This window comes from Pseudomonas sp. PDM03, from assembly GCF_014852385.1.
GTDB classification, from domain to species: Bacteria; Pseudomonadota; Gammaproteobacteria; order Pseudomonadales; family Pseudomonadaceae; genus Aquipseudomonas; species Aquipseudomonas migulae.
In genome coordinates, this window is sequence record NZ_JACVBM010000005.1 from 30,607 (window position 1) to 42,168 (window position 11,562).

Here is an 11,562-nt window from a genome sequence, read left to right on the forward strand (position 1 = left end):
CAGTCAAGAGGCATCCAGCCCTGTCCACGTCCAATCAGGCCTGCGCCGCAGCGCGACCGACATTCAGCTTTTGTTCGGTGATAACGTCCCGCTCGACCGGCAGGATCAGTTGATCGGGCACTGTGCCGTGCCATTTTTTTGCACACACGTAATACAGGGCGGCGGGGATCACCAGGCCGATGATCCAGGAGATATCCACATCACCCAGAGCGGCCACCAGCGGACCTGTATAGAACTTGCTGGAGATGAACGGCAGCTGAACCAGCACACCGAAAACATAGACGCTGATACCCAGAACGTTCCAACGACCGTAACGACCGTCCGGATCGGACAGTGCCGGCACGTCATAGCGCTCGCGGGTGATGCAGTAGTAGTCCACCAGGTTGATCGCGCTCCATGGTGTAAAGAACGCCAGCAAGAACAGGATGAAGGACTTGAAAGCACCGAGGAACGAGTGCTGGCCGAGCAACGCCATCAGGGTCGCGGTACCGACGATGACCAGCACAAACAGCAGACGCTGCAAGCGCGTTACTTTCAGGTCACCACGGAAACCGCTGATGATGGTCGCGATGCACATGAAGCTGCCGTAGGAGTTCAGTGTGGAGATGGTGACCTTGCCGAACGCGATGCTGAAGTACAGCAGCGCAGCAGTGGCACCGGTACCACCCAGACCGACGATGTAGGCCACTTCGTGACCGGCGAATTGCCCATTGGCCGAAGCGGCGGCAAACACGCCGAGGATCATCGCCACCTGCGCGCCAATGACCGAACCTGCACCCGCGGCGAAAAAGGTTTTCACCGAGGAAGTCTTGCTCGGCAAGTAGCGTGAATAGTCAGCCACGTAAGGACCAAAGGCGATCTGCCAGGACGCCGCGAGCGACACCGCAAGCAGGAAGCTGCTCCAGCTGAAGTGGCGGATTTGCAGGAGTGCGCCAACGTCAGTCTGGCTCATCAAACGACTGAACAGGTAAACGAAGGCAATCACACCAATGACGCTGGCAATACGGCCAATCCAGTGGATCACCCGATAGCCCAGCACCGTGACCAGCACGATGACACTGGCGAAGATGAGGATACCGACGGTGTCACTGACGCCAAACAACTGGCCCAGCGCCTGACCGGAGAGCACGGTACCCGTTGCGGTGAAACCCAGGTACATCAGGCACACCAGCACGATCGGGATCGCCGCGCCATAAACGCCGAACTGCACACGGCTGGAGATCATCTGCGGCAAGCCAAGCTTGGGACCTTGTGCAGCGTGCAGCGCCATCACCCCGCCGCCGAGCAGTTGACCGATCAACAGACCGATCAACGACCAGAACACATCACCGCCCAGCACCACGGCCAGAGCCCCGGTGACAATCGCGGTGATTTGCAGGTTGGCACCCATCCACAGCGTGAACTGGCTGAACAGACGACCGTGTCTTTCCGCTTCCGGGATGTAGTCGATCGAGCGTTTCTCGATCAACGGTTTGCTGCCTGCACGATCGTTGTTAACAGCCATGATTCAACCTCTGTGGATTGTTCTTCCGGGTTGGTAAAAATCTTTGTAGGAGCCGGCTTGCCGGCGATTCAGGCACCCTGATGTGTCAGGTAAATCGCCATCGCCAGCAAGCTGGCTCCTACAGGGGTGTTGCGTTATTTACCGGTAATCATCGGCAGGTTCAGCCCTTGTTCCTTGGCGCAGTCGATCGCGATCTGGTAGCCCGCATCGGCGTGACGCATAACGCCGGTGGCCGGGTCGTTGTGCAGAACGCGGGCAATACGCTCGGCCGCTTCGTCAGTACCGTCGCAGACAATCACCATGCCGGAATGCTGGGAGAAGCCCATGCCGACGCCGCCGCCGTGGTGCAGGGAAACCCAGGTCGCGCCGCTCGCGGTGTTGAGCAGGGCGTTGAGCAGTGGCCAGTCGGACACGGCATCGGAACCGTCTTGCATCGATTCGGTTTCGCGGTTCGGGCTCGACACCGAACCGGAGTCCAGGTGGTCGCGACCGATCACGATTGGCGCGGACAATTCACCGCTGCGTACCATTTCGTTGAATGCCAGGCCAAGCTTGGCGCGCAGGCCCAGGCCAACCCAGCAGATACGCGCCGGCAGACCCTGGAAGCTGATGCGCTCGCGCGCCATGTCCAGCCAGTTGTGCAGGTGGGCGTCGTCCGGGATCAGTTCTTTGACCTTGGCGTCGGTTTTGTAGATGTCTTCGGCGTTGCCCGACAGTGCAGCCCAACGGAACGGGCCGATGCCACGGCAGAACAGCGGACGGATGTAAGCCGGTACGAAGCCTGGGAAGTCGAATGCGTTTTCCACGCCTTCTTCCTGGGCCATCTGACGGATGTTGTTGCCGTAGTCGAAAGTCGGGATGCCCATTTTCTGGAAATCCAGCATCGCTTTAACGTGTACGGCCATCGATTGCTTGGCGGCTTTCACCACGGCAGCAGGCTCGGTCTTGGCACGAGCGCGGTACTCTTCCCAGGTCCAGCCGGCCGGCAGGTAACCGTTGAGCGGGTCGTGGGCGCTGGTCTGGTCGGTGACCATGTCCGGGCGCACACCGCGGCGGACCAGTTCCGGCAGGATTTCAGCGGCGTTACCCAGCAGGGCGATGGAAATCGCTTTGCCTTCCTTGGTGTATTTCTCGATGCGGGCCAGAGCGTCGTCGAGGTCTTTGGCTTGCTCGTCGACGTAGCGGCTGTTCAAACGGAAGTCGATGCTGACCTGTTGGCATTCAATGTTCAGCGAGCAAGCGCCGGCCAATGTTGCAGCCAGAGGTTGAGCGCCGCCCATGCCGCCCAGGCCTGCGGTCAGGACCCAACGACCTTTGAGGTCATCGTTGTAGTGTTGGCGACCGGCTTCGACGAAGGTTTCGTAGGTGCCTTGAACGATGCCCTGGCTGCCGATGTAGATCCAGCTGCCGGCGGTCATCTGGCCGTACATGGCCAGGCCTTTGGCGTCGAGTTCGTTGAAGTGTTCCCAGCTCGCCCAGTGTGGCACCAGGTTGGAGTTGGCGATCAGTACGCGCGGCGCGTTGCTGTGGGTCTTGAACACGCCGACCGGCTTGCCTGATTGCACCAGCAGGGTCTCGTCGTCGTTGAGGTTGGTCAGGCTTTCGACGATCTTGTCGTAGCATTCCCAATTACGCGCCGCACGACCGATACCACCGTAAACCACCAGTTCTTTAGGGTTTTCGGCGACTTCCGGGTCGAGGTTGTTCATCAGCATGCGCAACGGCGCTTCAGTCAGCCAGCTCTTGGCGGTCAGCTTGTTACCGCGGGCGGCACGGATTTCAACGTCACGAAACTTAGTGGTTTTCTGGGTATTGTCAGTCACGAAAAAGACTCCTCAGCGATCAATTCAAACCAACCCTGGCGGTGGGTAAGCCAGCCTGTGCGCATCAAAGCGACACAAGCGAATCAGTGGACGCTGCGGAGAGTCTCGATCGACTCATACGCATACGTCTTTACTTGTACATACAAGCATATGCAATCAAGCGGCCAACTTGTTGGATGGGTGTTCAAGAAAAGTTTTTGGAAGGCTGGAAGGCGCCTGGATCAAGGGTTTTGGAGAAGATGAAATTTTTCGGGAGGATTTTTCGGAGGGGAGGACTGTTGTTACTTGAGCGTGGTTTTGCGCCACGCTGGGGCGTTCGGTAACAAGTTGGTGCGCGATGGGAAACGCGTTCAAGTAGCGAAAAGCTTCGCGGGCAAGCCTCGCTCCTACAGGGGATCTGCGGTCCACTGTAGGAGCGAGGCTTGCCCGCGAAAGGATTTTGGATCAGCGTGCAGTCAGCTCGACCACACAGCATGGGCCGTTACTGGAGACTTCCAGCAGGCCGTTATTACCGTCGAGTTGCAGGCAGTCATGGCGACCCAATTGCTGGGTGTTGTTACCAACCTTCACTTCCAGCGCCTCGCCGACACTGAACACCAACACCGTGCCCGCCGAACTGAAAAACCGCTGTTCGCCGCCCAGCCACTGCAACCGCGCGCTATAACGCTGTGGCGCATAGATCAGGTTGAAATCGCGAATCGGCCCACCGAGCAGTGTGCAGGCAACGTGGCTCTCACCGCTGAAGGCAAACGGGTCCAGCGGTAACAAGGGCCGCGTGTTCTGGCCATCAACCGACAAGGTCATGCCGTCGCCTTGCAGCACGGTGATGATGCGCTCGTAACCGGCGAAGGTGGAAAACCCGCCCGACTCGCCAATATCGGCAATCGACAGGCGCCAGCCGAAACCATCCAGGCCAGTACCCGCATCGCGGGTGATTTCTTCAGTGCTGCCGCCGCCGTTTTTCCACGGCATGCGCGGGTAATCAACGGCACGTAAAACCTTTATCTGACTCATTTATGAAACCGACCTTCCAGACGATGACGGGAACCAGGGTGGATCAAACGGGCGGCGGTCACTGGCTGACGGCCAGACCAGGTGCGGCGACGAATCAGCAGGCACGGCTCGCCTTTCTCAATCTGCAGCAACTTGCACTCGCTGGCCTCGGCCAGAATCGCCTCGACCACATGCTCGCCTTCGGTCAGCGGCGCGACCTGGTTCAGATAGGCGTAAGGCGTTTGCAGGGTGAAGTCCTGCTTGAGGTACTCCGGGGCGACCAGCGCGTTGACGAAACGGTCTTCGATTTGCACCGGAATATCGTTTTCGAAATGCACGATCAGCGAGTGGAAGACCTTTTGACCTTCACGCATGTCCAGCGCCAGGGCGCGCTCGGAACCGGCGGCCTCTTCTTCAAGGGTAATGACCTTGCAGGTATGGCGATGGCCACGGGAGGCGATTTCGTCGGCGATGTTGTGCACTTCGAACAGCGCGGACTGGCTTTTCGGTTCGGCGACGAACGTGCCGACGCCTTGCATACGCACCAACAGACCGTCGGCAGTCATCTCGCGCAGTGCGCGGTTGATGGTCATGCGGCTGAAACCGAGTTGGCTGACCAACTCGCTTTCCGACGGAACGCGGTAGTGCGGCGGCCAGTTTCCACTGTCGATTTGCTGGGTGATCATCTGTTTGACGCGGGCGTACAAGGGCGCCGGACTGTCGCCCAGATTGGCGCTCAGATTGGCATTCGGCGGCAATGTGGCAGACGGAGTTGGCACGGTTAATCCTTGTTCATTCGTTGAGGGCTACTAGCTTGCCGGAGTTTACCGAGCAGGCAAACGTCTGTATATGTATATACAAATAACACACGATGGGGTGCTGAACCATGTCCGCCTTCTTTGCCGAACGCGCGCTGCTGCCTAGTGGATGGGCCAACAATGTACGTCTTGAGGTCAGCGCCGACGGCGTTTTGACCCATATCCAGGCTGATTCCCACGCAGATGGCGCCGAACGGCTAAGCGGTCCGCTGCTGCCAGGCATGCCGAATCTGCACTCCCATGCGTTCCAGCGAGCGATGGCCGGGCTGGCGGAAGTGGCCGGTAATCCGAACGACAGTTTCTGGACCTGGCGCGATTTGATGTACCGTCTCGTCGGAAAAATCAGCCCGGATCAACTCGGCGTGATCGCCCGGCAGCTGTACATCGAAATGCTCAAGGCCGGTTACACCTCGGTGGCGGAATTTCATTACGTGCACCACGACACAAGCGGCCAACCCTATGCAGATCCGGCCGAACTGGCGCTACGCATCAGCCAGGCGGCCAGCTCGGCCGGCATCGGTTTGACCCTGCTGCCGGTGCTCTACAGCCATTCCGGTTTCGGCGGCCAGACGCCGAACGACGGCCAGCGTCGCTTTATCAACAGCACTGAAAACTACCTCAAGCTCCAGTCGCGCCTGCAGCCGATCCTGGCGCAGCAACCGGCGCAATCGCTGGGTCTGTGTTTCCACTCGTTGCGTGCGGTAACACCGCAGCAGATCAGCGAAGTGCTGGCGGCCAGCGACAAGCAGTGCCCGGTGCACATTCACATCGCCGAGCAGCAGAAGGAAGTCGATGACTGCCTGAGCTGGAGCGGTCGCCGGCCACTGCAATGGCTGTACGAAAACACCGAAGTCGACCAACGCTGGTGCCTGGTCCACGCGACCCACGCCAACCCGGAAGAAGTGACGCTGATGGCCAAGAGTCGCGCCATTGCCGGTTTGTGCCTGACCACCGAAGCCAACCTCGGCGACGGGATTTTCCCGGCGGTGGACTTCCTCGCTCAAGGTGGGCGCATGGGCATCGGTTCTGACAGCCATGTGTCGCTGAGCGTGGTGGAAGAATTGCGTTGGCTGGAATACGGCCAGCGCCTGCGCGATCAGCGGCGTAACCGGTTGTATGGCGCGGATCAGCCGATGGTCGGCCGTACGCTGTACGACGCGGCACTCGACGGCGGCGCGCAGGCGATGGGGCAGCCGATCGGTGCACTGGAAGTTGGCAAACGGGCAGATTGGCTGGTGCTGGACGGCAACGATCCGTACCTGGCGACCGCCAGTGGCGACGGGATTCTCAATCGTTGGTTGTTTGCCGGCGGCGATCGCCAGGTGCGCGATGTGCTGGTCAATGGCCAGTGGGTCGTGCGCGATGGGCGACATGCCGCAGAAGAAGAAAGTAACCGCGCGTTCACCCAAGTCCTGCGCGATCTCCTGGGTTAACACAAACCACCTGTAGGAGCCGGCTTGCTGGCGATGGTGTGTCAGCTACATTGAAGTCGACTGACACTCATCGCCAGCAAGCCGGCTCCTACAAGGGATATGTAGTCAATTCGAGGTCTTGGCCATCTGCGTATCCGTCGCACGCCAGATCAGCCGCGTGGTGTCATACCCCTGCTGACGCGCCTTGCTCAGCAGTTCTTCGCGCACTACACCGTTGACCGTCGGGGTTCGCGACAGCAACCACAGATAGCGGCGGCTCGGGTCGCCGACGATCGCAGTCTTGTAGTCGTCGCTGACGAACAACACCCAGTATTCGCCCTTCGCCACACCCGGTATCAATCGCGAAAACCAGGTATCGAACTCGACCCACAACTTGTCGGTCTTGCCCGGCACCTGTGGATAAGCCGTGCCCTTGGCCTCCTCCCATTGCCAATCCGCCGTCAGGCAGCGATTCAGCACCAGGATGTTACCGTCCGGCTTGAGCGTGTAATGCGCTTCGGATTGCGCGCAGTTGCGCTGGAAATACATCGGCAGACGCGCCAACTCGTACCAGGTCCCTTGGTACTTCTTGAGATTGACGCTGTTGACCGTTTTCGGCGCCAACGGATTTTCACCAGAAGTGGCGCAGCCGGCCAATACCAGGCTGGCAAAAAGGAGGATCAATAACCGCTTCATTGTTTTTCTCCCGTGGGCATATCGCCCCGGTTTACTTCAGGCCTTGGCCGGAAAACATCAACACTTTGTCACCGGCGTACTGCACGCTGATAAAGCTGTTCTTGTCGCCCCAGGTGCAACTGGACATGCCGAGCGCGCCCGCACAGTCGGTAGGTTTGCCCAGCAAGGTTTCCACCTCGGCCTTGGCCATGCCTGTCGACAACTTGGAGTAGTTTTCCTGATTGATTTTGCCGCACGCGGCCAGCAACACGCAGAACGAAAGCAGGGCGAGGGAACGCAGCGACATTGTGTAGCTCCTGGGACAAAGGGGAATGGCATGACTGCCAAGCTGAAGCTTAGAAGAGAAAACCCCTATCTGGTTCCCTGACCGAGTGCCTATTTCTCGGGCCGCTCGTCTGCCTTTTGCCGAAAAATCAGCCACTTTCTCGTGTTGTTGAGCATTTCGTCGGTTTTGACAGATTCCGCCTAATCTTTGGCGCCGCTCAGTCGACATAAAAGCAGCGCAAAGCCCGTTACTGTGGCAAATTGACGCCCCTTGTCGACCAGCACCTCCGCGGTAGTTCATTTAATGACCAGAAACATGAAGTTCAGCCACAAAATCTTGTTGGCTGCTGCCCTCGTGGTGGCCGTTGCATTCGCCTGTTTCATCTTCTTCAACGACTACCGCCAGCGCCAGACCTTGCGCAGCAGTACCGAATCGTCGATGCAGGAACTCGGCAGCCTGACCACCAGCAACATTCAAACCTGGCTGGAAAGCCGCATCCAGCTGTTGCAATCGTTGTCCCAACAGATCGCCGTGGACGGCAGCGCCCAGGCCAGCCTCAAGCGCGCCATCGACCTGCCGGCCTACACCAGCAATTTCCAGCTGAGCTACTTCGGTGGCACCGACGGCGTGATGTTCTCGATTCCGGCCGGTAATCGCGCCGCCGATTACGACCCTCGCGCACGTGGCTGGTACAAGGCGGCCAACGGCGCGCAACAGACCATCGTCACCGAACCGTACATCGCTGCGTCCTCCGGCAAACTGGTGATCACCGTGGCCACACCGGTGAAGCATCAGAACCAGATGATCGGCGTCGCCGGTGCCGACATTGACCTGTCCAGCGTCAGCGCGATCATCAACTCGCTGAACTTCGGTGGTCACGGCCATGCGTTCATCGTCAGCGCCGACGGCAAGATCCTGATTCATCCGGACAGCAAACTGGTCCTCAAAAATCTGGCCGATGCCTACCCGAACGGCGCGCCGCAAGTCAGCCCGGGTATGAAAGAAGTCGAGATCGACGGCAAACGCCAGTTCATCTCCTTCACCCATGTCAATGGCGTGCCATCGGCCGACTGGTACGTGGCGCTGGTGCTCGATCAGGACACCGCGTTCTCGATGCTCAGCGAATTCCGCACCTCGGCGATCATCGCCATGGTTATCGCGGTGGTGATCATCATCGCGCTGCTGGGCATGCTGATCAGCTTCCTGATGCAGCCGCTGCTGACCATGGGCCGCGCCATGCATGACATCGCCGAAGGTGAAGGCGACCTGACCAAGCGCCTGACCATTCACGGCCACGACGAATTCGGTGCGCTGGGTACTTCGTTCAACCGCTTTGTCGAGCGTATTCACACCTCGATCCGCGAAGTGTCCTCGGCCACCGGCCAGGTCAACGAAGTCGCCCTGCGCGTTGTCGCCGCGTCCAACTCGTCGATGTTCAACTCCGACCAGCAAGCCTCGCGCACCAGCAGCGTGGCCGCCGCCATCAATGAACTGGGCGCCGCCGCCCAGGAAATTGCCCAGAACGCCGCCCTCGCCTCGCAGCATTCCAGCGACGCGCGCGCCTTGGCCGAAGACGGTCAGCAAGTGGTGGATAAAACCATCGCGGCGATGCAGCAGCTCTCGGCGAAGATCAGCGATTCGTGCGGCAACATTGAGACGCTCAACAGCAACACGGTGAACATCGGGCAGATTCTGGAAGTCATCACCAGCATCTCGCAGCAGACCAACCTGTTGGCCCTGAACGCTGCCATCGAAGCCGCCCGTGCCGGTGAAGCCGGGCGCGGTTTTGCCGTGGTGGCAGACGAAGTGCGCAACCTGGCGCACCGCACCCAGGACTCGGCGCAGCAAGTGCAGAAGATGATCGAGGAACTGCAAGTCGGTGCGCGTGAAGCGGTGAGCACCATGACCGACAGCCAGCGTCAGAGCGAAAGCAGCGTTGGCATCGCCAATCAGGCGGGCGAGCGTCTGGGTAGCGTGACACAGCGTATTGGTGAGATCGACGGGATGAACCAGTCCGTGGCGACGGCGACGGAAGAGCAGACTGCGGTGGTGGAATCGATCAATGTCGACATCACCGAGATCAACACGCTGAACCAGGAAGGGGTGGAGAATTTGCAGGCGACGTTGCGTGCGTGTTCTGACCTTGAACAGCAGGCGGCGCGTCTCAAGCAATTGGTCGGCAGCTTCAGGATCTAAAGCGCTCTTGCGGGCCTCATCGCCGGCAAGCCGGTCTCGCTCCCACATTGGATTTGTGATCGACACAGATCCCCTGTAGGAGCGAGCCTGCTCGCGATGACGGCATCAGCCGCAATGAAGATTTAAAACCGAGAACCTGGCTGCGAAAGAAACACCAACTCCTGCGCCGTAGACTCCCTTCCCAACACCGCATTGCGATGCGGAAACCGTCCAAACCGCGTAATCACCTGCTGATGCTTCTCGGCATAATTCAGATAATCGCCGAACAGCGCCCGGTCGCCCTCCGGCTGTTGCGCCAACAGATCGATATAGCGTGAGACGGCCTCATTCTGCACCGCCAGATTCTCGCAGTGCTCGAACACCAGATAGATGAACACCCGCTGAATCGGCCGCAACTGCCGATCAAAATCCGCAGCAATGCCTTGCGCCACCAGTGCCTGAGCCCTGAGATCGCCGGAAAAGGATTTGGGTGTTTCGCGAAAGATCATTCGCGGCAGTTGATCGAGCAGCAGCACCAAGGCCAGCCAACCTTCCGGGCGTTGCGCCCAGTCAGTCAATCCGCCGGCCAGTGCCTGCTCGACCCAGTCCCCGAAACGCGTCTGCGCTTCGAGGTCCTGGCTGTCGTGCTTGCCGAACCATAACCTGCCCTTCTCAGCCGCTACTTCATTCGACGATTCGGAATTTCCAAACCACCATTCGAGCAACGGCTGCCAAGGCGCGGTCATGTTTACTCCTTGTGGTAAGCCGTGACGCGTGCAACTTCTTCTTTCGAACCGAGGAACACCGCTACGCGCTGGTGCAGGCCTTCCGGTTGAATGTCGAGGATGCGCTGATGGCCGTCGGTGGACGCGCCGCCCGCCTGTTCAACCAGGAACGACATCGGGTTGGCTTCGTACATCAGGCGCAGTTTGCCCGGCTTCGACGGCTCGCGGCTGTCGCGTGGGTACATGAACAGACCGCCACGGGTCAGGATGCGGTGCACGTCGGCAACCATCGCGGCAACCCAGCGCATGTTGTAGTTCTTTTTCAACGGGCCTTCATCGCCAGCCAGCAATTCGCTGACGTAACGCTGTACCGGCGCTTCCCAGTGACGCTGGTTGGAGGCGTTGATCGCGAATTCCTGAGTGGACTCAGGGATCGTGATGTCTTCATGGGTCAGTACGAAGCTGCCCATTTCACGGTCCAGGGTGAAGCCTTTGACGCCATTGCCCAGGGTCAGCACCAGCATGGTCTGTGGACCGTAGATCGCGTAACCGGCGGCAACCTGCTGAGCGCCTGGCTGCAGGAAGGCCTTTTCGTTCAAAGGCTCGTTCTGGGTCAGGTATTCGTTCGGGCAACGCAGCACCGAGAAGATCGTACCGACCGGCGCGTTGATGTCGATGTTCGACGAACCGTCCAGCGGGTCGAATACCAGCAGGTACGCGCCTTTCGGGTATTTGCCCGGGATCTGGTAGGCATTGTCCATTTCTTCGGACGCCATGCCGGCCAGGTGACCGCCCCATTCGTTGGCTTCGAGCAGGATGTCGTTGGACATCACGTCCAGCTTCTTCTGCACTTCACCTTGGACGTTTTCAGTGCCCATGCTGCCCAGAACACCACCCAGGGCGCCTTTGGAGACGGCGTGGCTGATTTCTTTACAGGCGCGCGCCACCACTTCGATCAGGAAACGCAGATCGGCAGGGGTGTTGTTGCTACGGGTCTGCTCAATCAAATAGCGACTCAGGGTAACGCGGGACATGGAAGGCTCCGGTGGAATGGGGGGCTAAAAACCCGCGCAGTTTAACGCGAGTCGGGGCGTATTTCCTCCTATCAGACGTGATACGTCCAACAGAGTTCATGTGCCGGGTTTAGCGTA

Annotated in this window: 10 protein-coding genes and 1 pseudogene; 3 read left to right on the forward strand and 8 right to left on the reverse strand. The window is 59.4% G+C overall.

Annotation, left to right across the window (positions count from 1 at the left end; all coding sequences use genetic code 11):
• Positions 1-34 precede the first annotated feature (34 nt).
• The 4 genes from IB254_RS10035 to hutC form a co-directional block, all read right to left on the reverse strand.
• A complete protein-coding gene (locus tag IB254_RS10035) occupies positions 35-1,504 on the reverse strand; it encodes a purine-cytosine permease family protein (RefSeq protein WP_192417181.1) in 1,470 nt (489 codons plus the stop codon).
• Positions 1,505-1,638: 134 nt separating this feature from the next.
• A complete protein-coding gene (gene hutU, locus IB254_RS10040; protein WP_192417182.1) occupies positions 1,639-3,327 on the reverse strand; it encodes a urocanate hydratase in 1,689 nt (562 codons plus the stop codon).
• A gap of 444 nt (positions 3,328-3,771) precedes the next feature.
• Positions 3,772-4,341: a HutD family protein gene (locus tag IB254_RS10045; RefSeq protein WP_192417183.1), complete on the reverse strand. Its 570-nt coding sequence runs from the start codon at positions 4,339-4,341 to the stop codon at positions 3,772-3,774.
• Complete coding sequence (gene hutC / locus IB254_RS10050) at positions 4,338-5,006, reverse strand: histidine utilization repressor (RefSeq protein ID WP_253405710.1); 669 nt, start codon at positions 5,004-5,006, stop codon at positions 4,338-4,340. Before hutC ends, IB254_RS10045 begins: the two co-directional genes overlap by 4 nt.
• 200 nt (positions 5,007-5,206) lie before the next feature.
• On the opposite strand from hutC, the gene IB254_RS10055 reads away from it, so the two are divergent.
• Positions 5,207-6,571, forward strand: coding sequence for a formimidoylglutamate deiminase (locus IB254_RS10055; protein ID WP_008036578.1), 1,365 nt, complete (start codon positions 5,207-5,209; stop codon positions 6,569-6,571).
• Between the two features lie 105 nt (positions 6,572-6,676).
• On the opposite strand, the gene IB254_RS10060 is transcribed toward IB254_RS10055, so the two are convergent.
• Entirely contained in the window at positions 6,677-7,246 is a 570-nt protein-coding gene (locus IB254_RS10060; protein ID WP_192417185.1) for a lipocalin family protein, read from the reverse strand.
• Between the two features lie 31 nt (positions 7,247-7,277).
• Positions 7,278-7,532, reverse strand: coding sequence for a hypothetical protein (locus IB254_RS10065; RefSeq protein WP_192417186.1), 255 nt, complete (start codon positions 7,530-7,532; stop codon positions 7,278-7,280).
• A gap of 294 nt (positions 7,533-7,826) precedes the next feature.
• Between IB254_RS10065 and IB254_RS29835 the strand changes: the two are divergent.
• Together IB254_RS29835 and IB254_RS29840 are read left to right on the forward strand one after the other, a co-directional pair.
• A pseudogene (locus IB254_RS29835) lies at positions 7,827-8,849 on the forward strand (cache domain-containing protein); the annotation flags it as partial.
• A 93-nt stretch (positions 8,850-8,942) separates the two neighbouring features.
• Positions 8,943-9,707, forward strand: coding sequence for a methyl-accepting chemotaxis protein (locus IB254_RS29840; protein ID WP_371927683.1), 765 nt, complete (start codon positions 8,943-8,945; stop codon positions 9,705-9,707).
• A gap of 122 nt (positions 9,708-9,829) precedes the next feature.
• On the opposite strand, the gene IB254_RS10075 is transcribed toward IB254_RS29840, so the two are convergent.
• Together IB254_RS10075 and IB254_RS10080 are read right to left on the reverse strand one after the other, a co-directional pair.
• Positions 9,830-10,432, reverse strand: coding sequence for a DUF924 family protein (locus tag IB254_RS10075; RefSeq protein WP_192417188.1), 603 nt, complete (start codon positions 10,430-10,432; stop codon positions 9,830-9,832).
• A 2-nt stretch (positions 10,433-10,434) separates the two neighbouring features.
• Positions 10,435-11,445 carry a class 1 fructose-bisphosphatase gene (locus IB254_RS10080; RefSeq protein ID WP_008040991.1) on the reverse strand — a complete coding sequence of 337 codons (1,011 nt, stop codon included), beginning with the start codon at positions 11,443-11,445 and terminating at the stop codon, positions 10,435-10,437.
• Positions 11,446-11,562: the final 117 nt, after the last annotated feature.